The sequence below is a fragment of the Bradyrhizobium sp. Ses1 genome, assembly GCF_059512365.1.
The window spans coordinates 193,722-219,717 of the sequence record NZ_JCAMOQ010000003.1; the positions used below are offsets into that span (position 1 = coordinate 193,722).

Consider the following 25,996-nt stretch of genomic DNA (forward strand, 5'->3'; position numbering starts at 1 on the left):
TCACGCGGCGTTCGTTCGCCGCCCCGGGAGATCCGTCATGGTTGGTTTGGTTCGTGTCGCAGCTTTTTGCGCAACGCTGGCGCTTGGCCTCGCGACGGCGCAGGCGGCTGACAAGGCGTTCAAACGCGACGACCTTGCCGATTCCGCGATCAAGCTGGAGGCGCAGATCAAGAGCGAGGCGGGGCCGGTCGCCAAGAGCACGGCTACGCTGAAGACCGATGCGGATGCCGCCTTCCGCCGCGCCGACTTCCGCTCCGGCTTGCAGATCCTCGGCCAGATCGCCGCCACCACGCCGGAGGACAGCAACAACTGGCTGCGGCTCGCCCGCACCATCTTCCAGATCCGCACGTCGACCTCGAGCGAGCAGACCTTCCTGCTCGAGCGCGCCTCGACCGCCGCCTACATCGCCTACCAGCGTGCTGGCAACCAGGCAGAGGAGGCCGATGCGCTGGCCGTTCTCGGCCGGGCATTTTCGGATCGCAAACTGTGGCGGCCGGCGCTCGATGCTTTCAGGATGTCGCTCGACATGCGCGAGGTCGCCGAGGTCCGCGGCCAATATGAGAAGATGCGGGACGAGCATGGCTTCCGGCTGCTCGACTACAGCGTGGATTCCGATGGCGCCACGCCGCGGGCCTGCTTCCAGTTCTCCGAGGAATTGGCCAAGCGCGTCGATTTCGCGCCGTTCGTGGCGCTTGCCGGCAACGACAAGCCGGCGCTCACCACTGAGGGCAAGCAGCTCTGCGTCGACGGGCTGAAGCACGGCGAGCGCTACAACATCAACCTGCGCGCCGGCCTCCCGTCGACCGTGAAAGAGGTGCTGCCGAAGTCGGCCGAGTTCAACATCTATGTCCGCGACCGCAAGCCGTTCGTGCGCTTTACCGGTCGCGCCTATGTGCTGCCGCGCACCGGCCAGCGCGGCATCCCCGTGGTCAGCGTCAACACGCCGGCCGTCACCATCAACGTGTTCCGGATCGGCGACCGCAACCTGATCAACACGGTGATCGACAGCGACTTCCAGCGCACGCTGAGCAGCTACCAGCTCTCCGACCTAGGCGACCAGCGCGGGATGAAGGTCTGGTCCGGCGAACTCGCGACCGCGACCACGCTCAACCAGGACGTTGTCACCGCGTTCCCGGTCGACCAGGCGCTCGGCGACCTGCAGCCCGGGGTCTATGTCATGACCGCCGCCGCCAAGGGGCCGAGCAGCGACGATGACGGCACGCTGGCGACGCAATGGTTCATCGTCTCCGACATGGGGCTGACGGCGTTCTCCGGCAATGACGGCATCCATGTCTTCGTCAATTCGCTGGCGTCCACCGAGCCGGTCGCGAAAGTCGACGTGAAGCTGGTCGCCCGCAACAACGAGATCCTGGCCACGCGCAAGACCGATGAGACTGGCCACGTGCTGTTCGAAGCCGGGCTGGCGCGCGGCGAGGGCGGCCTGTCGCCGGCGCTGCTGACCGTGATGAGCGAGAAGGCGGACTATGCGTTCCTGAGCCTCAAGTCCAACGCGTTCGATCTGACCGATCGTGGTGTCGCAGGTCGCGCGGTGCCCTCGGGCGCCGATGCCTTCGTCTATGCCGAGCGCGGCGTCTACCGCTCCAACGAGACCGTCTATCTCACCGCGCTCTTGCGGGACGGGCAGGGCAACGCCATGACCGGCGGCCCGCTGACGCTGGTCATCGAGCGTCCCGACGGCGTTGAATTCCGCCGCGCCGTGCTGCCCGACCAGGGCGCCGGCGGCCGCACCATGGCCGTCGCGCTCAATTCGGCGGTGCCGACCGGCACCTGGCGCGTGCGTGCGTTCACCGATCCGAAGGGCTCTTCGGTCGGCGAGACCACCTTCATGGTCGAGGACTACATCCCCGAGCGGATCGAATTCGACCTGACCGCCAAGGACAAGGTCATCAAAGCTGAAGTTCCAGTGGAACTTAAGGTCGACGGTCATTTCCTTTACGGCGCGCCGGCTTCCGGGCTGCAGCTCGAAGGCGACATGCTGGTGACGACGGCGGCCTCGGGCCGTCCCGGCTATCCCGGCTACCAGTTCGGCGTCGCCGACGAAGAGAGCGCCAGCAATGAGCGTACCCCGATCGAGAACCTGCCGGAGTCGGACGCCAAGGGCACGGCTGTCTTCCCGGTGAAGCTGGAGAAGGCGCCGACCTCGACCCGGCCGCAGGAAGCGCAGATCTTCGTCCGCATGGCGGAGACCGGCGGTCGCTCGGTTGAGCGGAAGATCGTGCTCCCGGTGGCGCCGGCGAGTTCGCTGATCGGCATCAAGCCGCTATTCGGCGACAAGAGCGTGGCCGAGGGCGACAAGGCCGAGTTCGACGTCGTGTTCGTCGATCCCGACGGCAAGCAGCTCGCGCGCAACGGCCTGCGCTACGAACTCCTGAAGATCGAGTCGCGCTATCAATGGTATCGCCAGGGCTCGTCCTGGGATTTTGAACCCGTGAAGTCGACCAGCCGCGTTGCCGATGGCGACGTCAATCTCGCCGCCGACAAGCCGTCGCGGCTGTCGTTCGCGCCGCAGCCGGGCCGCTACCGCCTCGACGTCAAGTCCAGCGATGCCGACGGTCCGCTGACCTCGGTGCAGTTCGATGTCGGCTGGTATTCCGATGGCAGCGCCGACACGCCGGATCTGTTGGAGACCTCGATCGACAAGCCGGAATACCAGTCCGGCGATACCATGGTCGTCTCGGTGAATGCCCGCTCCGCCGGGCGCCTGACCGTGAACGTGCTCGGCGATCGCCTGCTGACGACGCAGACCGTTGACGTCAAGGAAGGCACGCAGCAGGTCAGGCTCACCGTCGGCAAGGACTGGGGCACGGGCGCTTATGTGATGACGACCTTGCGCCGTCCGCTCGATACCGCCGCGCAGCGCATGCCGGGCCGCGCGATCGGCCTGAAATGGTTTGGTATCGACAAAAAGGCTCGCACGCTCGCGGTGACGCTCTCGCCGCCGTCGCTGGTGCGGCCGGGCTCGGCGTTGAATATCCCGGTCAAGCTCGACGGGCTCAATCCCGGCGAGGACGCCAAGGTCGTGGTGGCTGCCGTCGATGTCGGCATCCTCAACCTCACCAACTACAAGCCGCCGGCGCCTGATGATTACTATCTCGGCCAGCGCCGCCTGACGGCCGAAATCCGCGACCTCTATGGGCAGCTCATCGACGGCATGCAGGGCACGCGCGGCCAGATCAGGACAGGCGGCGATTCCGGCGGCGCCGAATTGCAGGGCTCGCCGCCCACGCAGAAGCCGCTTGCGGTCTATTCCGGCATCGTCACCGTCGGCGCCGATGGTACCGCCGAGATCAGCTTCGACATTCCGGAATTCGCCGGCACAGCGCGGGTGATGGCGGTGGCATGGAGCGCCACCAAGCTCGGCCGCGCCACCACCGATGTCATCGTGCGCGATCCCGTGGTGCTGACCGCGACGTTGCCGCGCTTCCTGCTCAATGGCGATCACGGCACCATGAGCATGGATATCGACAATGTCGAGGGCGTAGCCGGCGACTACATCATCAACGTCAAGGCGTCCGGTCCGGTGAAGCTCTCGGGCAATCCTGCCACCACGGTAAGGCTCGCCGCCAAGCAGCGCACCTCGTTGTCGCTGGCACTCGATGCCGGCAGAGCCGGCGCCGGCAATCTCGATGTCGACATCACAGGCCCGAACGGCCTGACGCTGGCGCGCCACTACGCGCTCGATGTCAAGCCGGCGACGCAGGTGCTCGCGCGGCGCTCGGTCCGCACGCTGGCGAAGGGCGACAGCCTGACGCTGACGTCTGACATGTTCACCGACCTCGTGCAGGGCACAGGCGGCGTGTCGGTGTCGGCGAGCCTGTCGACTGCGCTCGACGCCGCCACCATCCTCAAGGCGCTCGACCGCTATCCGTATGGCTGCTCGGAGCAGATCACGAGCCGCGCGATGCCGCTGCTCTATGTCAACGACCTCGCCGCCGGGGCGCATTTGGCGATGGACACCGCGGCCGACCAGCGCATCAAGGACGCGATCGAGCGGCTGCTCGCCCGCCAAGGCCCGAACGGCTCGTTCGGTTTGTGGTCGGCCGGCGGCGACGACGCCTGGCTCGATGCTTACGTTACCGCCTTCCTGACCCGCGCCCGCGAGAAGGGGTTTGTGGTGCCGGACGTGCTGTTCAAGAGCGCGCTCGACCGCATCCGCAACGCCGTTGTCAACGCCAACGAGCCGGAGAAGGACGGTGGCCGCGATCTCGCTTATGGCCTCTACGTGCTCGCCCGCAATGGCGCGGCCCCGATCGGCGACCTGCGCTACCTCGCGGACACCAAGCTGAACAACCTCGCGACCCCGATCGCCAAATCGCAACTCGCGGCCGCGCTGGCGCTGGTCGGCGACCGGGCGAGGGCGGAGCGGGTCTATGCCGCCGCGCTCGAGGCGCTCAATCCAAAGCCGGTGCTTGAGTTCGGCCGCACCGATTACGGCTCGGCGCTGCGCGATGCCGCCGCGCTGGTCTCGCTCGCCGGCGAGGGCAACGCACCGCGTGCGACCATGATCGGCGCCGTCGCGCGCGTCGAGGCGGCGCGGGGGCTGACGCCTTACACCTCGACCCAGGAGAATGCCTGGCTGGTGCTGGCCGCCCGCGCGCTCGCCAAGGAAACGCTGAGCCTCGACGTCGACGGACAGCCGGTCAAGACAGCGGTGTTCCGCAGCTACAAGGCTGAGGCGATGGCCGGCAAGCCGATCAAGATCACCAATACCGGTGAAGCGCCGGTGCAGGTCGTGGTCTCCGTGTCGGGCTCGCCGGTGACGCCGGAGCCGGCCGCTTCGAACGGCTTCAAGATCGAGCGCAATTACTTCACGCTCGACGGCAAGCCGGCCGACGTCAGCAAGGCGAAACAGAACGATCGTTTCGCCGTGGTGCTGAAGATCACTGAAGCCAAGCCGGAATACGGCCACATCATCGTGTCGGACTATCTGCCGGCCGGCCTCGAGATCGACAACCCGCACCTCGTATCCTCCGGCGACTCCGGCACGCTCGACTGGATCGAGGACGGCGAGGAGCCCAAGCACACTGAGTTCCGCGATGACCGCTTCACCGCAGCGATCGACCGCGCCAACGACGCCAAGTCGGTGTTCACGGTGGCCTATGTCGTCCGCGCGGTCTCGCCGGGCAAATACGTGCTGCCGCAGGCCTATGTCGAGGACATGTACAACCTCTCGCGCTACGGCCGCACCGGCACCGGCACCGTGGAGGTACGCGCGGCGAAATGAGTGATGGTGGGATGAGGGACGGTGCCATGAAGGGGACGGCGTCTCCACAGACACCATCGTCATGCCCGGGCTTGACCCGGGCATCCACGCCTGCCGCGGAGAAGAACGTGGATGGCCGGGACAGGCCCGGCCATGACGTCCGTGGTAGCAGGCGGCGCGGCATACGCATCGCTGCGTTTGCTGCGGCTGTTCTCATTGTCACTGCATCTGCCTTCACCGTCTGGGCCATCTCCCTCGGCCCATTGCCGCTGGCAGACGCGCGAAAGGTCTCCACCACAATCGTCGACCGCAATGGCAAATTACTGCGTGCCTACGCGATGGCGGATGGCCGCTGGCGGCTGCCGGTCGATGCGAAGACATCAGTCGATCCGACTTATCTGAAGCTGTTGCTCGGCTACGAGGATCGTCGGTTCTATTCCCATCGCGGCGTCGATCCGCTGGCGCTCTCGCGCGCCGCGTTGCAGCTCATTACCTTCGGCCACATCGTCTCCGGCGGCTCGACCATCACGATGCAGCTGGCGCGGCTGATGGAGCCGCGGCGCGAGCGCTCGCTCTACGCCAAACTGCGCCAGATCGTGCGCGCCGTTGAGATTGAACGGCAACTCGACAAAGACGAGATCCTCAACCTCTATCTCGCGCTGGCGCCGTTCGGCGGCAATCTCGAAGGCGTGCGCGCGGCATCGATCGCCTATTTCGGCAAGGAGCCGAAGCGGCTGACGCTGGCGGAAGCGGCGCTGTTGGTCGCACTGCCGCAATCGCCGGAGCGGCGGCGGCTCGATCGCTATCCGGACGCCGCGCGCGAGGGGCGCGACCGCGTGCTCGATCGCATGGTGGAAGAGGGCGTGCTGCCCGTCGATGATGCGGCGCAGGCCAAGTCGGAAGCCGTGCCGAAATATCGCAAGCCGATGCCGATCCTGGCGCCGCATTCCGCCGACCAGGCGCTGGCGACGATGAAGGATGCGTCCGTCATCCGATTGACGCTCGACGCCACGCTGCAGAAGAATCTCGAATCTCTCGCCCGCGATCGTGCCATCGCGCAAGGGCCGAATATTTCGGTCGCCATCATCGCGGTCGACAATGAGAGCGGCGACATTCTCGCGCGCGTCGGTTCGCCCGACTATTTCGACGAGCGCCGGGCAGGGCAGGTCGACATGACGCGCGCGGTGCGCTCGCCCGGCTCGACGCTGAAGCCGTTCATCTATGGCCTCGCCTTCGAGGACGGCTTTGTGCACCCCGAGAGCCTGATCGACGACCGCCCGACCCGCTTCGGCTCTTACGCGCCCGAAAATTTCGACATGACCTTCCAGGGCACCGTGCCGGTGCGCAAGGCGCTGCAATTGTCGCTCAACGTGCCCGCGATCGCGCTGCTCGACCGCGTCGGCGCGAGCCGGTTGTCGTCGCGCCTGAAGCAGGCGGGCACCAGCCTGGTGCTGCCGAAGGACGAAGCGCCCGGCCTTGCGATGGGGCTTGGTGGCGTCGGTATCACCTTGCAGGATCTGGCGCAGCTCTATGCCGGCTTCCCCCGGCTCGGCACCACCAAGCCGCTTCGCGAAATCATGCTGGCACAGGACGAGCGCGAGCCGATGCGGCTGATGGACCAGGTTGCCGCCTGGCAGGTCGGCAATGTCCTGATCGGCACGCCGCCGCCGGAAAACGGTGTGCACAACCGGATCGCCTTCAAGACCGGCACCAGCTATGGCTACCGCGACGCTTGGTCGGTCGGCTTCGATGGCCGCATCACCATCGGCGTCTGGGTCGGCCGTCCCGACGGCGCGCCGGTGCCGGGGCTGATCGGGCGCAGCGCGGCGGCGCCGATCCTGTTCGACGCCTTTGCGCGGACCGGCAGGATTCCGGCGGCGCTGCCGAGGGCGCCGAAGGGAACGCTGGTCAGCGGCAACGCCAAGCTGCCGCTCCCGCTGCGCCGGTTCCGTCCCATAGGGGAACTGGTCCGGGCGGGCAGCGATCAGGCACCGCATATCCAGTTCCCGGTGAACGGCTCGCGCATCGATGTTGATCGGGCGGCCGGCGGCGAGGTCACGCCAATGCCGGTCAAGGTCGCCGGCGGTGTCCTGCCGTTAACCATGCTGGTCAACGGGGTCGCGATTGGCGATCTCGATAGCCGCCGCCAGCGCCTGATCGATCCGCCGGGCCCCGGCTTTGCGCGATTGACCGTGATCGACGCCACCGGGGCCGCCGATACGGTGGTCATCCGGGTGCAGTGACCCGGAGCCCACACAGGGGACAAAACGGAACCTCTGCGGTTGTTTGGCCTACGGTTTCATCGTATGCGAAGCCCATGGTTGAGACCGTCAATGTCAGACGTTTCGGAGCAGGGCAACAGCCTGTAAAACCTGCGCATTCCAGCCGCAGGCTGGCGCTCGCATTCGAGTTTGCGACCGCCAATCATAAGCGCTCGGTCCTGTTCCTGGTGCTGTGCTGCCTGATCCTGTTCCTGCCCGGCTTCTTCGCCATCCCGCCGATCGACCGCGACGAGGCGCGCTTTGCGCAGGCGACCAAGCAAATGGTCGAGAGCGGCGATTTCGTCGACATCCGCTTCCAGGACGATGTCCGCTACAAGAAGCCGGTCGGCATCTACTGGTTGCAGGCCGCAGTCGTTGAAACGGCGTCCGCCCTCGGCATGCCGCGGGCGCAGACACGGATCTGGCTCTACCGGGCGCCGTCGTTGATCGGCGCGATCGGCGCCGTGCTTCTGACCTACTGGACCGCGCTTGCCTTCGTCACCCGGCGCGGCGCGGCGCTGGCGGCGCTGATGATGGCAAGCTGTGTGCTGCTCGGGGCCGAGGCGCGTCTGGCGAAGACCGATGCGATGCTGCTGCTGTCAGTCACGGCCGCGATGGGGGCGCTGGCACGGGTATATCTGTCCTGGCAGCGCGGCGAGGATCCCGCGCATCCGCCGTGGGCGCCGCCTGCGATCTTCTGGACTGCGCTGGCCGGCGGCATCCTGCTCAAGGGGCCGCTGATCCTGATGTTCGTCGGGCTCGCCATCGCGGCCCTGGCGATCCTCGACCGCTCGCTGGAGTGGTTCTCCCGCATGCGCCCGGTCTGGGGCCTGATGTGGTGCCTGGTGCTGGTGCTGCCGTGGTTCGTCCTGATCTTCTTGCGCGCCGGCGAAACCTTCTTCGCCGACTCCGTCGGCGGCGACATGCTGAGCAAGCTCGGCGCGCAGGAATCCCATGGCGCGCCGCCCGGGCTCTATCTCGTCCTGTTCTGGATCACGTTCTGGCCGGGGGCGCCGCTGGCAGGTATGGCGGCACCGGCAGTGTGGCGGGCGCGGCGCGAGCCCGGCGCGCAGTTTCTGCTGGCCTGGCTGATCCCGTCCTGGATCGTGTTCGAGGCGGTGCTGACGAAATTGCCGCATTACGTGCTGCCGCTCTATCCCGCCATCGCGATCCTGACCGTCGGTGCGCTGGAACGGCGCGTGCTGTCGCGCTCCATCTGGCTGATCCGCGGCTCGGCCTGGTGGTTCGCGATCCCCGCGATCGCCGCCGTGATTGCGGTGGCTGGCGCAATCAAGCTGACCCATCAGCCCGCGTTTCCGGCCTGGCCGCTCCTGGCGGGTGCGATGATCTTCGGCCTGGCCGCCTGGTGGATGTTCGAGGACAGCCGCGCCGAGCGCTCGTTCCTGAATGCGGTGATCGCGGCGATGCTGCTTGCAATTGCCATCTATGGCCTGGTGGTGCCGTCGTTGAAGCCGCTGTTTCCGAGCGCCGAGGTCGGATACCTTCTGCGCTACGCCAATTGCCCAAGTCCGAAGCTGGCCTCGGCCGGCTATCACGAGCCGAGCCTGGTCTTTTCGACCGACACCTCGATCGTCCTGACCGACGGTTCGGGCGCTGCGGATTTCCTGGCGCAGGGCGCATGCCGGTTTGCGCTGGTGGAGGCGCGTTCCGAGCGCAATTTCGTGCAGCGGGCCGAGGCGATCGGTTTGCGCTACAGCGCGGCGATGCGCATCGATGGCTATAACATCTCGCAGGGCAGGCCGATCTCCATTGGCATCTACCGTTCCGAGGACGTGCAGTAGAAAATGTCGGCGCCGGTCGTTCGCCATGAATCCGCAAGCTATCCGGCGCGCTTGGCCACGCTGACGGGGCGGTCGCTTGCCCAGCTTGTGCGCGCGCCGTCGCATTCGCGTCGCGCCGAAGCCGGCCGGCGCGCGGCGCGGCACGGGCTGGCGCTGATCGCGATCATCGGCGCCGCCATCATTGTGCTGATGCTTGCGTTCGATGTGCCTGAGATCAAGCTGATGCCGCCGCGCGGTACCGCAAGCCTGTGGTGGGTCCGCATTCTCACCGATTTCGGCAAGGATGCCTATGTGCTTTGGACCGTGGCCGGACTGTTGATCCTGGTTGCGATCATTGCGCCGGCGCTGCACGGCATTCGGCGATCCCTGCTGTTGGGACTAGGAACGCGGTTGCAGTTCCTGTTCTTCGCGGTGTTGTTCCCGGTCATGGTCGGCGACCTCCTGAAATGGGTCGTCGGGCGCGGCCGGCCGTTTGTGGGCGGCGAGCCCAACGCCTTCAACTTCTCGCATTTCGCCGGCAGCGAGGCCTATGCGAGCTTTCCCTCCGGGCATGCGACCACTGCCTTTGCGCTGGCCTTTGCGGTCTCCGCACTGTGGCCACGGCTGCGGTTCGTGATGCTGATTTATGCCCTCGTGATCTGCGCCACCCGTCTGGTATTGCTGGCGCATCACCCGAGCGACGTGGTCGGCGGCGCGCTGGTCGGCGTGATCTGCGCCATGGCGGTGCGCTACTGGTTTGCGGCCCGGCGGCTCGGCTTTGCGATCCAGCGCGACGGCACGATCTACCCCCTTGCCGGCCCGTCACTGGACCGCCTCAAAAGGGTTGCCAAAAGGGTTGCCGGGCGCGCTTCCGCCCCATAAAAGCGGGCGCCGTGACGCCGTATCAGGCGGTTCCGGCCGCAAGGCCGTCCAAAGAGCCGAATATCCAGCCAAGAGTGCCGAATTGCCTTTTTCCGACCAGACCGCGGTGGCCGTCTCCATCGTTGTGCCCGTGCGCAACGAGGCCGAGAACATCGCGCCGCTGATTGCGGAGATCGCTGCCGCGCTTGGCCGCCGCTGGGTCTACGAGATCATCTATGTCGATGACGGTTCGACCGATGCGACCGCATCGCGGATCGGCGCGGCCATGAAGGAGCGCTCCAATCTGCGCCAGCTCCGGCACGTGGCCTCTTCGGGGCAATCGGCGGCCGTGCGCAGCGGCGTCCGTGCCGCGCGCGGCGCGATCGTCGCGACGCTGGATGGCGACGGCCAGAACGATCCCTCGTTCCTGCCGGATCTGATTGCCGCGGTTGAGAACGGGAGCGGCCGCATCGGGCTTGCCGCCGGCCAGAGGGTAGGGCGCAAGGATACCGGCTTCAAGAAACTGCAATCGCGCATCGCCAATGCCGTGCGCGGCGCGATCCTGCGCGACGGCACGCGCGACACCGGCTGTGGATTGAAGGCATTTCCGCGCGAGGTGTTCCTGATGATGCCCTATTTCGACGGGCTACATCGCTTCCTGCCGGCGCTGGTCCGCCGCGAGGGCTTTGAGATCGCCTATGTCGACGTGGTCGACCGTCCCCGCCATTCCGGCGTCTCGAACTACGGCTTCTTCGACCGGCTCTGGATTGGGATCATGGATCTCGCCGGCGTCTGGTGGCTGATCCGCCGCAAGAGGCCGACGCCCGTGGTCACGGAAGTGACCGAGGTGACCGAGGAGCAGTGATGCTGATTCAGTACGGTGAGGCGCTCGGCAACTACCTCTACGACGTCTTCGTCGCCAAGTTCGATTTCTGGCTTGCGTTCGGCCTGGTCGCGCAATTGCTGTTTACCGCGCGTTTCCTGGTGCAGTGGATTTCGAGCGAGCGCGCCGGACAGAGCGTGGTGCCGATGGCATTCTGGTTCTTCTCGATGGGCGGCGGATTGATGACGCTGATCTATGGCATCGCCAAGCGTGAGCCGGTCATCATTCTTGGCCAGGGACTGGCCACGATCATCTATGTCAGAAACATCATGCTGATCGTGAAGAGTCGCGGGAAGGGATCGAGGACGCTGGATCGCTGAGGGAGCCCGGTAACCGCACGACTCTCACTTGAAGCGCTCGATGATCCCGCAAAGACGATCGCAGGATTTCGCCAGGTGCTTGTTTGGCACCGTCGCGATGCCCAGAAGAAGCCCCGATCGTCCGGAATCCGGCCGTGCGTACCAAGTTGATAAAGCGGATGGTGCCATTCCGAACGCGAGGGTTTCCCTGGCGATGGATGTGTCCGGCGCGCCGTCGGGCAATCGTAGCAGCACCGCCAATCCCGCCGTTGTGATGCTGGCAGCCTCGACGTGCGGCCGCAGGCACTCCAGCAAGGCGTCGCGCTGAGCAAAGTAGGCACGTTTGGTGCGCCGAAGATGGCGCAGGTAGTGGCCTTCGCGCATGAATTCGGCGGTCGCGAGCTGCACGGACGGCCCGGGCGGCGGCGCCAGGCACGCGGCGACCTCCGCGAAGCGCGACGAGAGCGAGGCGGGCGCGACGAGGAAGCCGAGCCGCAAGGTCGGACTGATGGTCTTGCTGAAGGAGCCGATGTGGATGACGCGCCCGGCGCGATCAAGTGAGGCGAGCGCCGGCGCGGCTCGCCCCCTGAGCTGCAGTTCGCTCAGATAGTCGTCTTCGATCACCCATACGCTTGCTTGAGCGGCCCAATCGAGCAGACGCAATCGGCGTTCCAGTGATAGAGTAACCCCGAGCGGCGCCTGCTGCCCGGGGGTGACGACAACCAGCTTGGCGTCCGGGGCGTGGCGCAGCCCATGGTCGACATCGATGCCGCTGTCGTCGACTGGTATTGGTACAAGCGATAATCTTGCGAGCTCCAGGCCGTGGCGGGTGAACGGGAAGCCGGGGTCCTCTGTCCAGGCTTTCTGTCCCTCGAGGCCAAGGACGCGGAGCGCCAGTCCGAGTCCGCCGCTGTATCCCCCGGTTATGATGACCTGCGAGGCCGAACATTCGATACCACGGGCGATGGCAAGATAGGCGGCGATTTCCCGCCGCAGTTCAAGTTCACCGCGAGGGTCCGGGTAAATGGGTGCTGCGCGCGCCTCAGTGCGAATGGCATGGGCGCGGATTCGTGCGAGCAGCGTGGCCGGAAATGTTTCCTTTGCAGGTACCCCCATCTGAAAGATGGCCGGTCCCTGGGTCATCTCCCGATACATCTCCATGAACGAGCCCGGATCAGGCGGCTGCTCGGAGCGGGTGACTGCGCGAGGCCGATCCGCGACATGGGTGCCGGCGGCCCGCGAAGCGACGATGAGCTGCGCTGCGGACAGCTTCTCGTAAGCCGCGCGCACAGTGCCGCGGGCGACGCCAAGCTGCGCCGCAAGGTCCTGCCAGGACGGCAGGCGCGCGCCGGGTGCGAGCACGCCGCTCTCGATCGCCGCGCCGATACCCTTTCGGATCTGCTCAGCCAGCGGCGTCTTCGCAGAGCGGTCGAGTTCCAATTTGAGCGGCTTGGTCACGTGGCTCGTAGTACACGATTTTCGTGCGTTCTTGGTGCTTTTTTCCGACCTAAGGGGAGGACATTTAATGGAGCGAAAGGTGAGAGCCATGAAGATACGAACTGTCATTGCCGCAGCATCCGCTGCCATTGCCATTGCCATTGCATCTGCTTCGCCCATTTCCGCCCAGGATGTCGGCGGCAAGGTCACGACGAACTTCGAGCAGACGATACCCAACATTCCCGGCAAGTCTCTGATCGCGGTGGTCGTCGACTACCCGCCGGGTGGAGCCTCGGCTCCGCATACCCACGCAAAATCGTCCTTCATCTACGCCTATGTCATTTCCGGAAGCATCGAGTCGAAGGTGAACGACGGAGCAACGCGGGTCTACAAGGCGGGTGGGAGTTGGTCCGAACCACCCGGCGCCAGCCATTCTATCAGCCGCAATGCGAGCAGGACCGAGCCGGCAAAGCTGCTCGCTGTCTTCGTCGTCGATACCGACGACAAGGCACTGACCACACCAGTCAAATAGAGCCTGAAGACCAAGGAGAATAACGATGACCAAGCGTCTCGATTACAACCAAGTCGCGCCGAACGGCGTAAAAGCCCTTGGCGGCGTCTATGGCTATATCATGCAGAGCGGTCTTCCCGCCGAGCTGGTTGACCTGGTTTACTTGCGGGTTTCGCAGATCAACAACTGTGCCTATTGCCTCGACATGCACACCCGCGACCTCATCAAGAAGGGTGTGAAGGTCGAGAAGCTTGCGCTGGTGCAGGCTTGGGCGGAGGCTGGCCATCTCTTCAGCGAGCGTGAGCGTGCCGCGCTTGCCTGGGCCGAAACGGTGACACGTGTGTCAGAGACCGGCATACCGGATCAAGCATTCAACGCCGCGCGCACAGTCCTCGAGGAAAAGGAACTGGTCGATCTCACGATCGCGATCGGCTTGATGAATGTCTACAACCGGTTGGCCATCGGCTTCCGGAACACGCCACAGGCAGTACTCGAAAATAACAGGGCTCTCGTTCAGTAATCGACGCCCGGTCGTCGACACCGGGCGTCCAAGTTCGTGCTATTTGATTTCCCACGACGTGTTGTGCGGGATGTCCATCGCAAAATAGTCACCCGCGCCTGCCAGCGCAGGCATATTGATGCAAGCAAATGGTTCGCTCCCGGTGATCCCCTTATACTTCCCGGTACCGCCGGTGATGATATGAGTGCCGCAATCCATCTTCGCCTGGGACTTGTCGAGATCGCGCGTATCGAAGGTCGAGAAAATCTTGTCGCCCTCACTGTCGGCCAGCACGCAGGCACCGTCAATGTACTTCTTGTCGCCGGATGAGAGATTAAGCGCCAAAGCACCGCACGTATTGTCAGTTGTCCTGACGTTATTGCGCCATGCGGAATCTTACGCGCTGGTCGATCTCTCATCGGATGAAATTACGTCGGAGATGATTGACGCACTTCTGCGTGACTCGTAGCGTTTGCGGCCTCACGGTGCACACCTCCGAACGTATGGCAATCGTGTCTTCGGGCGACGCAACATGTTTCCCAGGTGCGTCAGATCACGTAGAATGCAGTTGCCCTTCAGGCGGGACGTGCCGAAATCACCGTCCGGGGCGAACGAGCAGCACTGGCGCCATCGGCAGGCACGCGCTCTTAAGAGACCGTTTTTTCGGTTCGCACCACCATTCACCACGAACTTTGCGCGCCGCTTTTGCAGCGGCTCGTTGCGCAACGTCGGGAGAAAAGCGATGAGCAAGATCGATCGAAGGTCCGCGCTGGGAATCGGCTTGGCAGCGGCTTCGGCGGCTATGATGAAGCCAGCCGCCGCTCAAACCTCGGGCTACAAGGACACCACGCCGTGGCCAGGTGTCGTGGTCCGTGCCTACGACGGTGAGACACCATCCATCATTCCCGGCTTTAAGACCGTCTCAATGCGCGATGTCATTATGCAGCCGGGGTCGAAGACGATGGGTCCCCCGATGATGAATGCCATGATCTGTCATATCCCGGAGGGGGAGCTTCGGATTGAACAGGAAGGAAAGACCTTTACGGCCAAGAAAAACTTTGTCTGGACCTGCAACAAGGACACGAAAGAGCAGGCGTACAACGATGGGAATGTGGTCGCGATAATGCGGATCACGGACCTGAAGGCTTAAGGCTCGCTTGTTCGCAAAAGATCGATTGCAGGAGCGGATGGCGCACGAGACGAGGCGCCATCCGCTCGGAGCCGATCACCTCGTCCCGTGTATGAACGCTTGCATCTCCTCCAGGGTAAGCTTGCCATCTCTATTGCTGTCCATCGCCTTGAAAATCCGTTCGTGAGCTGTCTGAAACTCCTGCAGTGAGATGGTCCCATCGCTGTCGGCGTCCATCAGAGCGAACATCATACGCATCATAAAGGGTGGTCCCATCGCGCTCCCACCCATCATGCCGCGCCCCATCATATGTCCTCCCATCATGCCGTGCCCCGTCATACCGCCTTGTCCCATCGTGCTCGCGCCGTCCTGGCTGGTGGGATGGGATTGCATTTGTTGCTGATCTGGCTGAGGCGTCATTCGGTCCTGTGCAATCGCGCCGACAATGCCGTTCGCCAGAACGAGAGCAGATACCGTGAATCCTAGAACGCGCGTGTACATTTCGAGCCTCCTCGGAAACTTGTGTCCCCCGTCCCATTAATGCCGCACGAGAGATATTGATCCTCTGATCTCGGCTTCGCCGAGGCAGCCTGGAGAGGATGGAAAGTGAAGCAGAGCTCGGACGCAAAGCGCCGCGAGAACGTAGACTCATATCCCGACGTTGCTTGACATTTGAGTCAGACCTCACCCCGTCATTGCGAGCGCAGCGAAGCAATCCATGACTCCACTTGCGGCGCTATGGATTGTTTCGCTGCGCTCGCAATGACAACGTCGTTCTGGCGAAAGCGGGGACGAAGCCGGAGTGAGAGCCGGCGGGATAGGGCCTGACGCAGCGATCAACTACCGCGGCGTCGGCTGTGCCACGGTCCCCGGCAGCGCACCGACATCACTTTCGGTGCTGCGATCGGCGGCGAGTTCGCCGGCGGAGACGAGCGCGGTATAGGCGACCGAGCAGATGTGCGAATGGATGCGGCGGAGGTCGCGCAGCACGTCGAGGTGCAGGGACGTCGTCTCGATGGTTTCTGGGCGACCTTCGCGCAGGCGTTCGAGGTGCCGCTCGGTGGCGGCGAACTCGGCACTGCGCAGCGCGGCTTTTTCCGCAACCAGCTTGCGCGCCTCGCTGACGTCGCCCGACATGAAGACGCCGAACGCGATCCGGAGCGAGTCCAGCGTGCGCCTGTGGAACGCCTGCAATTCCTCGGTGCCCTCGGGCGAGAACTGCAGCCGGCGCTTGATCTTCTTGGTGGCGAGCTCGCTCAGGTTCTTGTCGATGATGTCGCCGATATGTTCGAGGTTGATCGCAAACGAGATGATCTCCATCGCGCGTTGGCCTTCGCGCTCGTCGAGACTGCCGCGGGTGAGCTTCGTGACATAGAGCTTGATCGCCTCGTCGAGGCTGTCGACGCTGTTGTCCATCCGCGACACCTGGTCGACCAGCACCCGGTCACCCGTCATCATCGCCGCCATCACCTTACGCAGCATCTCTTCGACGATATCGCCCATGCGCAGTGCTTCGCGCGCGGCGTCGGCGAGCGCAAGCGACGGCGTCTCCAGCGCACTCTCGTCGAGATGGCGCGGCCGGGCCGGATCGGTATCCCGGATGCGGCGAGGCAGCAGCATTCCGAGCAGCCGTGCCAGACTGTCGAGCACGCCAATGAAGAGAACCGCTGTCGCGACGTTGAAAGCGATGTGGAACAGCGCAGTCGCCTTGGCGAGATCGGGCTGGAAAGCGTACAGATGCGCGGCGATCGGACCGAGGAACGGGGCGACCACGAGGATGCCGATGACGCGATTGATGAGATTGCCGAGCGGCAACCGGTAACTCGCCGGATCGTCGCGTCGGGCGCCTTCGAACAGCGGATTGATAGCGCTGCCGAGGTTGGCGCCGAGCACCAGCGCGAACGCCGCATAGGGCGTGATGAACTGCGAATAGGCGAGCGACATCACCAGGAGCACGCTGGCGACGCTGGAATGCACCAGCCAGGTGACGACGGCGCCGATGAAGATGCAGAGCACGGGATCGCCGGTGATCGCATTCATGACGACGCGCACGCCGGGCGCATTCTCCGCCGGCGCCAGCGTGTCGAGGAGGATGTGCAGCGCCAGCAGCATCAGTCCGAGCCCGATCGAGACGCGGCCGATATCCTTGATGCGCGAGCGCGGCCCGCTGCGGAACGCGACCAGCCCGATGATGAAGAGGAGCGGGGCGATTGCGGCGATGTTGAACGACAGGATCTGCACGATCAGCGTGGTGCCGACATTGGCACCCAGCATGATTGCCAGCGCCGGAACCAGGCTCACGAGCCCTTCGGATGCAAACGAACTTGTGATCAGGGCGGTGGCGGTCGAGCTCTGAAGCAGGGCGGTGAGGCCGAGGCCCGCGGCGAAAGCGGTGAATCGGTTGTTCAGCGCTTTTGCCAGCAGGATGCGCAGATCCGGCCCGAATGCGCGCAGAATCCCGCTGTGGACCATGTGCAGGCCCCACAGCAGCAGTGCCACGCCACCCATCAGATCGAGGAGAACCATGCTTCCCATGCTCGTCAGTTTCCTGGAAGTCCGGACAAAGGGTCAGGCTATCGCCAAACGACGGCGGATCAACCCATTTGTTCCCAAGGAATGGACGCGGGCGTTCATCTGTGCCAGCGCCCCGTTTGCCCGAGATTACGTCATTTCGAGGAGAAGGCCCGCAGAGCCGGTAAATGGAATCTGAAGCCGACAGTTCAACTGCGAGCAGTCCCGCTAGCCGGATTCCAACGATTTCTCGCTACAGCAGAAGAACAAACGCGCTAATCAATGAGCAGGGGCCGGGGTCGACATGTTCGTCAATCGACGTAAGAGCGAGCGTCGTCTGTGCAGGAGTCTCGCCAAGATCCAGTTCGGCACCGGCACCCTGCCGCGGGACTGCATGATCACTGATATCTCCGATGGCGGCGTCAAGGTGATCGCCGAATATGCGGAAATTCCCTCTGAGTTCACCATCATCCTGTCGAACGGCAGCCCGCGCCAATGCCGTCTCGCCTGGCGGATCGGCTGCGAGTTCGGCGCACAGTTCGTCGATTAGACTGCAAGTTGTGCCGCTGTCGATGATGCATGTCGTCGGTAGCAACAAAGGCGCGAAGATGGTTCGATATCGGGTCGAACATCCTGTGTAGCGCGCCTCCTTAACCCGGATTTAGGGTTAAGCTGCGAAGCATTCTGGGCAATCGCCGACCGTGGTCAGGGTACATGTCCCAGAAGTTGCTTCACCGATCTTCCGCCGCAAGGCTCCTCGTCGGCGCGGCAGCATCGGCGGCCCTGGTGCTGGCGCTTAGCGGCTGCCAGACCTCCCTCCCTTCCGACATCACGGGATCGCTCGGCGACACGGCCGAGGACAGCCGGCCAAGCGCCGACCCGCGGCGCGACCTTCAGAGCTATCACGAGCGCTTCAAGGCCAATCCGAAGGACGCTGCCGCAGCCTTGCAATACGCCAAGGCGCTGCGCGCCACCGGGCAGCGCGCGCAGGCGGTCGCGATCCTCGAGCAGGCCTCGATGGCGCAGCCGAACAACAAGGCGCTGCTCGCCGGCTATGGGCGCGCGCTCGCCGACAACGGCAATTTCCAGCAGGCCTTCGACGTGCTCGGCCGCGCCCACAGCCCGGATGATCCGGATTGGCGGATCCTGTCCGCGCAGGGAGCCGCGCTCGATCAGCTCGACCGCCACGACGAGGCGCGGCAATACTATGCGAGCGCGCTCAAGATCGCACCCGACGAGCCGTCGGTGCTGTCCAATCTCGGGCTGTCCTACGTGCTGTCGAAGGAATTGCCGCTGGCCGAGGAGACGCTGCGCAAAGCCCGCACCCGCGCGCCGAACGATCAGCGGATCAAGGCCAATTTGGCGCTCGCAGTCGGCCTGCAGGGCCGCGCCGGCGAGGCGGAGAGCATCGTGAAGGCGGATGTGCCGCCGGAGGAAGCCGTCGCCAATGTCGCCGCATTGAAGCGTGTGCTGGCCCGCAAGGAAGGACCGCGGGGAGGTACCGAGAAGATCCCAGTTGCTGCGGTCGGCAGCTCCGATTGACGCGCGGTGCCTACTAGGCTGAGGCGCCTTTCGATCGGGTGCCGACCGCGCGCAATTTCTTCATGATCGGTGACAACAGCGAATTGCGCTGGGCCCTTGTGTCGGCGCGCCCGGTCATCCGCTGCGCGATCTGCAGGAACGTCTTGGTGATGCGATGATTGGAGGCGATCTCCGCGATCATCTGGCCGTTATTGGCGGCGGTGCCGAACAGTTTCGAATCGAAAGGAATGGTGGCGATCGGCTGGCTGTCGATGGTTTTGGCGAAGGCACGCACCTCGATCTCCGGCCGCTTGGTCATGCCGACCTGGTTGAGGCAGTAGAGCGGAGGACGGTCGTTGGGCCGCGCCGCCTTCAGCGTGTTCATCATATTCTTGGTGTTGCGCATGTTGGCGAGATCGGGCTCGGCGACGATCAGGATGTCGTCGGCGCCGATCAGGGCGCGGCGGGTCCAGGCGGTCCATTGGTGGGGCACGTCGAGCACGATGCAGGGCGTCGTCATGCGCAAGGTGTCGAAGATGGCATCGAACGCGTCGGCGCCGAAGTCATACACTTGATCCAGCGTCACCGGCGCCGCCAGCAGGCTGAGATGGTCGGTGCATTTGGCAAGCAGGCGTTCCATCAGCGCGCTGTCCGGGCGCTCCGGCTGGAACACCGCATTGGCGATGCCCTGGACCGGGTCCTGGTTGTAATCGAGGCTGGCCGTGCCGAATGCGAGGTCGAGATCGATCACGACCGAATCAAGCCCGACGTCGCGCGCGATCGCCCAGGCGATGTTATGCGCGACCGTGGACGCGCCGACGCCGCCCTTGGCGCCGCAGACCGCGATCATCCTGCCGACAGTGATTGCCTCGGACGCCGAGAACAGGCCGCAGATCGAGCGCACCACGTCGAGCACCTCGACCGGGCCGACCACATAGTCGTTGACGCCGCGGCGCACCAGTTCGCGATAGGGCGCCTTGTCGTCGGCCCTGCCGATCACGACGACGCGGGTGCCGGCGTCACAGACGGCTGCGAGCTCGTCGAGGCCGGCGAGGAAGTCGCTGCCGCTCTCGGTCTCGAGCACGATGACGTTCGGGGTCGGTGCCGTATGATAGGCGTCGATCGCCGCGGCGATGCCGCCCATATGCACCGAGAGATGCGCCTTAGCGAGACGGCGGTCCTCGCTCGCGGCCTTCACGGTTGTCGCGGTTGCCACCGTCGCGCAGAACGCCTGCACCGACACGCGCGGGGCAGGAGCGATATAGTCGTCGGCATGCGGCGCGGCGTCGGTCTCGTTATCAGGATGTTGTGCGCGGCTGATCATTTGCCTGTGTCGCTGAGCTTGGCCTTGTCGGCTTCGGGGTAGCTGGTGGTGGTCGAAACACCCTTGCGGTACCTCTCGAACGCCACGTCACGCCGCGGCGAGTAGGCCGGCGTCTCGACGCGGGGCTGCTCGAGGTCGGCGGGATTGTCGATCATCGCCGCCAGGTTGCGCTGGCTCGCGCAACCCAGATTGTAGTACGGCCTGTTCTGGTTGTAGCCGAAATCGTCGATCGAGGGGCCGAGATCCTCCGGCCACAACCCGCAAGGACCCGCGACGGCGGCGATCTTCGGATAGCTCAGGCGGATCGTCGCCAGCGTGCGCGGATCGTCGGGATGGTAATTGCGCAGCGTGATGGCGCGCGCGGGCACGCCGCCGGCCGTGAGCAGCGAGCGGATTTCCTGGTAGGTCGCGCCGGCCGCCCGCGCGTTCTGCGTATCGACCGGCACCTCGGCGATGATCGCGCCGGTGCCTTCGCGGGTCCAGGTTCGCGCCAGTCCCATCACATCGGCGCGCTGCGGGGCGGTGAGGCCGGGCCGGCCGTGTCGGACAAAGATGACCATCGAGCGATCGGCTTCGGTGACGGCAATCGGATGCCGCAAACGGTAGTCGGTGGGAACGCTCGCGGTCGTGAGCTCGTCGCCGCCGCTGCGGCAGGCGGCAAGCGCAACCGACACACCGACAAGGGCGCCCAGCCGGTACAAGGTGCGATGGTGATCTGCTCTGCGCGTCATCGTTGCGCCCCCAAGCTCAGTCAATGATGAAGCCGAAATTGGCGGGATAGGCTCCGACCGGCTCGGCGCGGGCCGCCACGCCGTAGATGCGGTTGATGCGGGCGAGCAGCGTCGATTGCGAGTCGGCGGCAGGCGCGAACCCGTCATCGGGCCGCGACAATTCCTTCTGGGCCACCGCACGCACGACATAGGGCGTGACCAGCACCATCAGCTCGGTCTCGTTGTTGACGAAGTCCTGGCTCCTGAACAGCGCGCCGAGGATCGGCAACTGGTCGACGCCGGGCATGCCGTTGATGGCCTGCTTGGTCTTCTGCTGGATCAGGCCGGCCATCGCCATCGAGCCGCCGGAGGGAATCTCCAGCGTGGTCTCTGCGCGGCGGGTGGTGATCGAAGGAATGGTCAGCGACGCGCCGCCCTGGTTCAGCGTGATGGCGTTGTCGGTGGAGAGCTCGGACACTTCCGTCATGACGCGCAGGCTGATCCGGCCCTCGGTCAGCACCACCGGGGTGAAGTTGAGGGAGATGCCGAACTTCTTGAACTGGATCTGGGTCGTGCAGACATGCGTGACCGGATCGCAGGAATAGCCGGCGGGGATCGGAAATTCGCCGCCGGCGATGAAGGTCGCCGATTCCCCGGAGATCGCGGTCAGGTTGGGCTCGGCCAGCGTCCGCGCCACACCCGCGCTTTCCATCGCACGCAAGGTGGCGGTGACGGTCGGGAGGCCCTTGGCGACCGCCGAGACGGCGGCGCCATTGTCCGCCACCAGCGGGCGGCCAAAGGCCGTGAACGGGGTGGAGTTGTTGAAGTTCACGATCGCCGTGCCGTAGTTCATGTTGGCCGAAAGATCGACGCCCATCTGCTTGACGATGTCGCGCCGCACTTCGGAAACATTGACTTTCAGCATCACCTGGTCGCGGCCGCGCACCGTGATGGAGTTGACGACCTTGTCGGCGCCGCCGACCAGCCGCGCCGCGAGGTCGCCGGCCTGCTGGGCCTCGATCGGAGACGACACCGAGCCGGTCAGGATCACGCCGTCGCCGACCCCTTCGATCTGGATGCCCGGCAGCGTCTGCTTCAGCGCGGCGCGCACGCCGTTGAGATCGCGCTTCACCGCGATGTCATAGGCGGCGACCTGCTGGCCGTCGGCATCGAAGAACACGACGTTGGTCTGCCCGACCGCCGCGCCGATGATGTAGGCACGCTGCGCGGAGCGAACGACTGCGTTGGCGATCTTGGGATCGGCAACCAGCACGTCCTTCACGTCGCGCGACAGGTCAATGATCACCGATTTGCCGACGCCGAGCGCCAGGAATCGGGTCTTGGCCGGCGAACCCGCAACCGGTTGCGCGCCTTCGGTCTCGGGATCGGCGGCAATGACCGGCGAGAGAGTCAGTGCGGCCGCGGCCGAAAGCAAGAGGATGCGGACCAGCGAAGACCGCACCGCAAATCTGGTTCGACCGCATTTCATGGCAGGCGTCCTTCTCACTTCTGTGTCGTTGTCGAGCTCGGGACGCCGTAGCGAACCACGTTGATGCTCTGGCCCCGCTTCGGGGGCTGATCTTGTGAGGCGTTGTCGGCCACGTTGACGTCGGCGATGCTGCGTAGCGCGAGCGACAGGACGCCGGATTGGCGCGACCGCGCCAGCGTCTCGGTCTGCTCGGGCTTCAATTCAAGCGTGACGGTCTTGCCGAGCAGGGAATTGGCACCGTCTTTTTCTTTCGGCGCCTGGTCGATGGCGAGCACGCGGATATTGCTCAGGATGATCTCCGAACGGACGAGATCCGCGCTGTGCTGGTCCGGGTTCTTCTCGCGCCTGCTGAGGATGACGTCGACGCGGTCGTTCGGCAGGATGAAGCCGCCGGCAGCAGTCTCTGCCGAGATTTCCGTCGAGACGGCGCGGCTGCCTGAGGGCAGGATTGCCGCCATGAAGCCCGATCCGTCCGCCTTGACGAGCTTCTGCTCCCGGATCGGCTCGCCGGCGATGAGCGGCGCGCGCGCGATCGAGCCGATCACGTCCTTGATGGCATCTGGCCTGTTGTTACGGCGGATGAAATTGTTGCTTGCGGTCGCAGCCGGCCAGGCCTGCCATTGCAGGTTCTCCTGCTTGACCGACTGGCCGAGGCCGATGTCGGACTGCGCGACCAGAACTTCGACGGTCGCCAGTTGCTGCGCGACCGGCGCGGCCGGACCAGGCTTGGTCTCGAACTGGGGAACCAAATAGACCACGCCACCGCCAGCACCAAGCGCGATGGTCAGTACGACGATCTGTGCGGTCTTCATACGCTTGACTGCTTACGCTTACCCCAGACTGCCAACGCAGCACGGCGATGGCAGCCCAACCCGGGAGCATGACTAAGGCAGCAAAGGTGTAAGGGAACTTGATGAGCGGGATGATTTGCCTGACGAGGATTGGAGTTCTTCGTCATGGTGAACGCGCGGTTATTTGGCCGCGCCGAAAGCCCGCAAAATACCGGTACTTGCGCGCTTACATCGCCGCCTTGAGCGCCGCAAAGCCACGATCGAGATCGGCCTTGAGGTCGTCGATGCTCTCGAGGCCGATATGCAGCCGCAGCGTCGGACCGCCCGGCGCCCATTTGGTAGCCGTGCGATAGTCGCTGCAGTCGAAGGGGATGACCAGGCTTTCGAACCCGCCCCAGGAATAGCCCATGCCGAACAGCTTGACGGTGTCGAGCAGGGCGTCGACTGCTTTCTGTGGAGCCGGCTTCAGCACGATGCTGAACAGCCCGCAAGCGCCGGTGAAATCGCGCTTCCAGATCGCGTGGCCGGGATCGGCTTCGATCGCAGGGTGCAGCACCCGCGCCACTTCCGGACGTGCCTGCAGCCAGCGCGCCATCTCCAGCCCCGAACGGTAATGCTGCGCCAGCCGGATCGAGAGCGTGCGGAGGCCGCGCAGCGCCAGATAGACATCATCCGGCCCGGCGCAGACGCCGAGCAGGCGGATGCCCTCGGCGAGCAGTGGCCACGCCTGGGTATTCGCCGAAATGGTGCCGAACATGATGTCGGAGTGGCCGCCGATATATTTGGTTGCGGCCTGGATGCTGATGTCGACGCCTTGCTCCAGCGAGCGGTGATAGAGCGGCGTTGCCCAGGTGTTGTCGTCGATCACGAGCGCGCCCCGCGCATGCGTGACGGCAGCGATGGCAGCAATGTCAGGCATCTCGAAGGATTGCGAGCCGGGCGCTTCGACCAGCACCGCGCGGGTGTTCGGCTTGAACAGCGCTTCGATGCCGGCACCGATCAGCGGATCGAAATAGGTGGTCTCCACCCCGTAGCGCGCCAGCATGCCGTTGCAGAAATTGCGCGAGGGGCGATAGACGTTGTCGCAGACCAGGAGATGGTCGCCAGCCTTGAGCACCGACAATAGTGCCGTGCTGATCGCCGCGAGGCCAGACGGCGCCAGTCCGACGCCGGCGCATTGCGGCCCCTCCAGCCCCATCAGCACGTCCTGCAGCGCCCGCGTCGTCGGCGTGCCGTGGCGGCCATACTGATACTCACCGCGATGGGCATGGAGGTCGTCCGCGGTCGGATAGAGCACGGTGGAACCGTGGACAACCGGCGGATTAACGAAGCCCTTCTGGGCCTCGGTGTCCCGGCCCGCGGTCACCAGGCGGGTTTCGGGCTGTTGTGGGGGGACAGGTCCGTCGTTGGAAAAGCTCATGCGCTCGCCGTTAAAGACTTTTTGCCGCAGCAGCCATGACGCGTCGGAAGAAGCGGGCCCGGGCCGGGTTTTTAATAACAGGACAGGGAAGAGCTACGTCAACCCCTTGACCCGGCTCGCCAGTCACTATGTGATGCCCCCAACTTCTAGTCGCCGCACGTTGAGGGGCCTGCCGCGACCTTCGATCCAACGCTTGGCTGATTGGCACGCAAGATGCAGGCCAGATCGGCGATTCGCTGGGGATCATCGGTCGGTCCGTTAACGTTTGAGGCGACCGCACGCAAACCTTCCCGGACGACCCCTTGAAAGGCCCTGCCATGAAACGCGTATCGCTGGTTCTCACTCTTGCCCTTGCCGCCGGCCTCTCGGCGCAGGGCGCTTCGGCGCAAACTCTTAAGACGGTCAAGGACCGGGGCATGCTGTCCTGCGGGGTCAGCCAGGGCCTGCCGGGATTCTCGTCCCCCGACGACAAGGGGAACTGGACCGGACTTGATGTGGATGTCTGCCGCGCAATCGCGGCGGCGATCTTCAACGATGGCACCAAGGTCAAGTTCGTGCCGCTGTCGGCGAAAGACCGCTTTACCGCGCTGCAGTCCGGCGAGATCGACGTGCTCTCGCGCAACACCACCTGGACGCTGTCGCGCGATACCTCGCTCGGCGCCAACTTCACCGGCGTGACCTATTATGACGGGCAGGGCTTCCTGGTGAAGAAGTCGCTGAAGGTCAATTCAGCGCTGGAGTTGAACAGCGCCTCGGTTTGCGTGCAGACCGGGACCACGACTGAGCAGAACCTCGCCGACTACTTCAAGGGCAACAACATGAAGTATGAGGTGATCGCGTTCGCCTCAGCCGACGAGACGGTGAAGGCCTATGAATCCGGCCGCTGTGACGTCTTCACGTCCGACGTCTCCCAGCTTTATGCCGAGCGCCTGAAACTCGCCAATCCCGCCGACCACGTCGTGCTGCCTGAGGTGATCTCCAAGGAGCCGCTCGGCCCGATGGTCCGCCACGGCGACGACCAGTGGTTCGACATCGTGAAATGGACGCTGTTTGCGATGGTCGATGCCGAGGAGCTCGGCGTCACCCAGAAGAACGTCGACGAGATGGCCAAATCCGACAAGCCGGAGCTGAAGCGGGCTTTCGGCACCGACGGCAATCTCGGCGAACAGCTCGGCCTGACCAAGGACTGGTTCGCACGGATCGTGAAGGCGACCGGCAATTACGGCGAGGCGTTCGATCGCAACGTCGGCGCAGGCTCGAAGCTCGGCATCGCCCGCGGCCTCAACAACCTCTGGAACAAGGGCGGTATCCAATACGCGCCGCCGATCCGCTGATCCGACAGGCG

At 64.7% G+C, this 25,996-nt stretch carries 21 protein-coding genes; 12 read left to right on the forward strand and 9 right to left on the reverse strand.

What is annotated here, in order from left to right; all coding sequences use genetic code 11:
- Window positions 1–37 precede the first annotated feature (37 nt).
- The 6 genes from AC5ZG5_RS06235 to AC5ZG5_RS06260 all read left to right on the forward strand — a co-directional run bounded on the left by AC5ZG5_RS06235 (window position 38) and on the right by AC5ZG5_RS06260 (window position 11,330).
- Entirely contained in the window at window positions 38–5,245 is a 5,208-nt protein-coding gene (locus tag AC5ZG5_RS06235; RefSeq protein ID WP_456641599.1) for an alpha-2-macroglobulin family protein, read from the forward strand.
- Window positions 5,242–7,467, forward strand: a complete 2,226-nt coding sequence (pbpC, locus tag AC5ZG5_RS06240; protein ID WP_456641600.1) for a penicillin-binding protein 1C — start codon at window positions 5,242–5,244, stop codon at window positions 7,465–7,467. Before AC5ZG5_RS06235 ends, pbpC begins: the two co-directional genes overlap by 4 nt.
- Window positions 7,468–7,541: 74 nt before the next feature.
- Window positions 7,542–9,287, forward strand: a complete 1,746-nt coding sequence (locus AC5ZG5_RS06245) for an ArnT family glycosyltransferase (protein WP_456641601.1) — start codon at window positions 7,542–7,544, stop codon at window positions 9,285–9,287.
- 3 nt (window positions 9,288–9,290) lie between these two features.
- Window positions 9,291–10,148: a phosphatase PAP2 family protein gene (locus tag AC5ZG5_RS06250; RefSeq protein ID WP_456641602.1), complete on the forward strand. Its 858-nt coding sequence runs from the start codon at window positions 9,291–9,293 to the stop codon at window positions 10,146–10,148.
- A gap of 82 nt (window positions 10,149–10,230) precedes the next feature.
- A complete protein-coding gene (locus AC5ZG5_RS06255) occupies window positions 10,231–10,992 on the forward strand; it encodes a glycosyltransferase family 2 protein (RefSeq protein ID WP_456641603.1) in 762 nt (253 codons plus the stop codon).
- Window positions 10,992–11,330 (forward strand): lipid-A-disaccharide synthase N-terminal domain-containing protein, encoded by a 339-nt coding sequence (locus tag AC5ZG5_RS06260; protein WP_028166827.1) that lies wholly within the window; start codon window positions 10,992–10,994, stop codon window positions 11,328–11,330. Before AC5ZG5_RS06255 ends, AC5ZG5_RS06260 begins: the two co-directional genes overlap by 1 nt.
- Before the next feature lie 24 nt (window positions 11,331–11,354).
- Here the strand turns inward: AC5ZG5_RS06260 and pdxR are convergent, their stop codons facing one another.
- On the reverse strand, window positions 11,355–12,767 hold the full coding sequence (gene pdxR, locus AC5ZG5_RS06265) for a MocR-like pyridoxine biosynthesis transcription factor PdxR (protein WP_130223498.1): 1,413 nt from the start codon (window positions 12,765–12,767) through the stop codon (window positions 11,355–11,357).
- Between the two features lie 88 nt (window positions 12,768–12,855).
- Here pdxR and AC5ZG5_RS06270 point away from each other — a divergent pair, with 88 nt between their 5' ends.
- The gene (locus AC5ZG5_RS06270; RefSeq protein WP_456641604.1) at window positions 12,856–13,278 is read left to right on the forward strand and encodes a cupin domain-containing protein; all 423 of its coding nucleotides are present in this window, start codon (window positions 12,856–12,858) and stop codon (window positions 13,276–13,278) included.
- 25 nt (window positions 13,279–13,303) lie between these two features.
- Window positions 13,304–13,777 (forward strand): carboxymuconolactone decarboxylase family protein, encoded by a 474-nt coding sequence (locus AC5ZG5_RS06275; protein WP_130223494.1) that lies wholly within the window; start codon window positions 13,304–13,306, stop codon window positions 13,775–13,777.
- 39 nt (window positions 13,778–13,816) lie between these two features.
- Here the strand turns inward: AC5ZG5_RS06275 and AC5ZG5_RS06280 are convergent, their stop codons facing one another.
- On the reverse strand, window positions 13,817–14,101 hold the full coding sequence (locus AC5ZG5_RS06280) for a hypothetical protein (RefSeq protein ID WP_456641605.1): 285 nt from the start codon (window positions 14,099–14,101) through the stop codon (window positions 13,817–13,819).
- A 397-nt stretch (window positions 14,102–14,498) separates the two neighbouring features.
- Between AC5ZG5_RS06280 and AC5ZG5_RS06285 the strand changes: the two genes are divergently transcribed.
- Window positions 14,499–14,906: a hypothetical protein gene (locus AC5ZG5_RS06285; RefSeq protein WP_028166831.1), complete on the forward strand. Its 408-nt coding sequence runs from the start codon at window positions 14,499–14,501 to the stop codon at window positions 14,904–14,906.
- Between the two features lie 75 nt (window positions 14,907–14,981).
- Here the strand turns inward: AC5ZG5_RS06285 and AC5ZG5_RS06290 are convergent, their stop codons facing one another.
- Both AC5ZG5_RS06290 and AC5ZG5_RS06295 read right to left on the reverse strand, forming a co-directional pair.
- On the reverse strand, window positions 14,982–15,386 hold the full coding sequence (locus AC5ZG5_RS06290) for an EF-hand domain-containing protein (protein WP_456641606.1): 405 nt from the start codon (window positions 15,384–15,386) through the stop codon (window positions 14,982–14,984).
- Between the two features lie 339 nt (window positions 15,387–15,725).
- Window positions 15,726–17,420: a Na/Pi cotransporter family protein gene (locus tag AC5ZG5_RS06295; protein ID WP_456641607.1), complete on the reverse strand. Its 1,695-nt coding sequence runs from the start codon at window positions 17,418–17,420 to the stop codon at window positions 15,726–15,728.
- 280 nt (window positions 17,421–17,700) lie between these two features.
- Between AC5ZG5_RS06295 and AC5ZG5_RS06300 the strand changes: the two genes are divergently transcribed.
- Both AC5ZG5_RS06300 and AC5ZG5_RS06305 read left to right on the forward strand, forming a co-directional pair.
- Entirely contained in the window at window positions 17,701–17,946 is a 246-nt protein-coding gene (locus tag AC5ZG5_RS06300; RefSeq protein ID WP_028166833.1) for a PilZ domain-containing protein, read from the forward strand.
- 164 nt (window positions 17,947–18,110) lie between these two features.
- Window positions 18,111–18,938, forward strand: a complete 828-nt coding sequence (locus AC5ZG5_RS06305) for a tetratricopeptide repeat protein (protein ID WP_456641608.1) — start codon at window positions 18,111–18,113, stop codon at window positions 18,936–18,938.
- 13 nt (window positions 18,939–18,951) lie between these two features.
- Here the strand turns inward: AC5ZG5_RS06305 and AC5ZG5_RS06310 are convergent, their stop codons facing one another.
- The 5 genes from AC5ZG5_RS06310 to metC form a co-directional block, all read right to left on the reverse strand.
- A complete protein-coding gene (locus AC5ZG5_RS06310; protein WP_456641609.1) occupies window positions 18,952–20,241 on the reverse strand; it encodes a CpaE/TadZ family protein in 1,290 nt (429 codons plus the stop codon).
- Window positions 20,238–20,972: a CpaD family pilus assembly protein gene (locus tag AC5ZG5_RS06315; protein WP_456641610.1), complete on the reverse strand. Its 735-nt coding sequence runs from the start codon at window positions 20,970–20,972 to the stop codon at window positions 20,238–20,240. Before AC5ZG5_RS06315 ends, AC5ZG5_RS06310 begins: the two co-directional genes overlap by 4 nt.
- A gap of 16 nt (window positions 20,973–20,988) precedes the next feature.
- Window positions 20,989–22,440, reverse strand: a complete 1,452-nt coding sequence (locus tag AC5ZG5_RS06320; protein ID WP_456641611.1) for a type II and III secretion system protein family protein — start codon at window positions 22,438–22,440, stop codon at window positions 20,989–20,991.
- 14 nt (window positions 22,441–22,454) lie between these two features.
- A complete protein-coding gene (gene cpaB / locus AC5ZG5_RS06325) occupies window positions 22,455–23,252 on the reverse strand; it encodes a Flp pilus assembly protein CpaB (RefSeq protein WP_130223478.1) in 798 nt (265 codons plus the stop codon).
- A 205-nt stretch (window positions 23,253–23,457) separates the two neighbouring features.
- The gene (gene metC / locus AC5ZG5_RS06330; RefSeq protein ID WP_456641612.1) at window positions 23,458–24,651 is read right to left on the reverse strand and encodes a cystathionine beta-lyase; all 1,194 of its coding nucleotides are present in this window, start codon (window positions 24,649–24,651) and stop codon (window positions 23,458–23,460) included.
- A 317-nt stretch (window positions 24,652–24,968) separates the two neighbouring features.
- On the opposite strand from metC, the gene AC5ZG5_RS06335 reads away from it, so the two are divergent.
- On the forward strand, window positions 24,969–25,985 hold the full coding sequence (locus AC5ZG5_RS06335) for an amino acid ABC transporter substrate-binding protein (protein ID WP_028166840.1): 1,017 nt from the start codon (window positions 24,969–24,971) through the stop codon (window positions 25,983–25,985).
- Window positions 25,986–25,996 lie beyond the last annotated feature (11 nt).

What these genes read in the sequence shown, in the direction of transcription:
- AC5ZG5_RS06235 (WP_456641599.1), top strand. Translation starts at nt 38, where the DNA reads ATGGTTGGTTTGGTTCGTGTCGCAGCTTTTTGCGCAACGCTGGCGCTT.
- pbpC (WP_456641600.1), top strand. Translation starts at nt 5,242, where the DNA reads ATGAGTGATGGTGGGATGAGGGACGGTGCCATGAAGGGGACGGCGTCT.
- AC5ZG5_RS06245 (WP_456641601.1), top strand. Translation starts at nt 7,542, where the DNA reads ATGGTTGAGACCGTCAATGTCAGACGTTTCGGAGCAGGGCAACAGCCT.
- AC5ZG5_RS06250 (WP_456641602.1), top strand. Translation starts at nt 9,291, where the DNA reads ATGTCGGCGCCGGTCGTTCGCCATGAATCCGCAAGCTATCCGGCGCGC.
- AC5ZG5_RS06260 (WP_028166827.1), top strand. Translation starts at nt 10,992, where the DNA reads ATGCTGATTCAGTACGGTGAGGCGCTCGGCAACTACCTCTACGACGTC.
- AC5ZG5_RS06270 (WP_456641604.1), top strand. Translation starts at nt 12,856, where the DNA reads ATGAAGATACGAACTGTCATTGCCGCAGCATCCGCTGCCATTGCCATT.
- AC5ZG5_RS06275 (WP_130223494.1), top strand. Translation starts at nt 13,304, where the DNA reads ATGACCAAGCGTCTCGATTACAACCAAGTCGCGCCGAACGGCGTAAAA.
- AC5ZG5_RS06285 (WP_028166831.1), top strand. Translation starts at nt 14,499, where the DNA reads ATGAGCAAGATCGATCGAAGGTCCGCGCTGGGAATCGGCTTGGCAGCG.
- AC5ZG5_RS06290 (WP_456641606.1), bottom strand. Translation starts at nt 15,386, where the DNA reads ATGTACACGCGCGTTCTAGGATTCACGGTATCTGCTCTCGTTCTGGCG.
- AC5ZG5_RS06295 (WP_456641607.1), bottom strand. Translation starts at nt 17,420, where the DNA reads ATGGGAAGCATGGTTCTCCTCGATCTGATGGGTGGCGTGGCACTGCTG.
- AC5ZG5_RS06300 (WP_028166833.1), top strand. Translation starts at nt 17,701, where the DNA reads ATGTTCGTCAATCGACGTAAGAGCGAGCGTCGTCTGTGCAGGAGTCTC.
- AC5ZG5_RS06305 (WP_456641608.1), top strand. Translation starts at nt 18,111, where the DNA reads ATGTCCCAGAAGTTGCTTCACCGATCTTCCGCCGCAAGGCTCCTCGTC.
- AC5ZG5_RS06310 (WP_456641609.1), bottom strand. Translation starts at nt 20,241, where the DNA reads ATGATCAGCCGCGCACAACATCCTGATAACGAGACCGACGCCGCGCCG.
- AC5ZG5_RS06315 (WP_456641610.1), bottom strand. Translation starts at nt 20,972, where the DNA reads ATGACGCGCAGAGCAGATCACCATCGCACCTTGTACCGGCTGGGCGCC.
- AC5ZG5_RS06320 (WP_456641611.1), bottom strand. Translation starts at nt 22,440, where the DNA reads ATGAAATGCGGTCGAACCAGATTTGCGGTGCGGTCTTCGCTGGTCCGC.
- cpaB (WP_130223478.1), bottom strand. Translation starts at nt 23,252, where the DNA reads ATGAAGACCGCACAGATCGTCGTACTGACCATCGCGCTTGGTGCTGGC.
- metC (WP_456641612.1), bottom strand. Translation starts at nt 24,651, where the DNA reads ATGAGCTTTTCCAACGACGGACCTGTCCCCCCACAACAGCCCGAAACC.
- AC5ZG5_RS06335 (WP_028166840.1), top strand. Translation starts at nt 24,969, where the DNA reads ATGAAACGCGTATCGCTGGTTCTCACTCTTGCCCTTGCCGCCGGCCTC.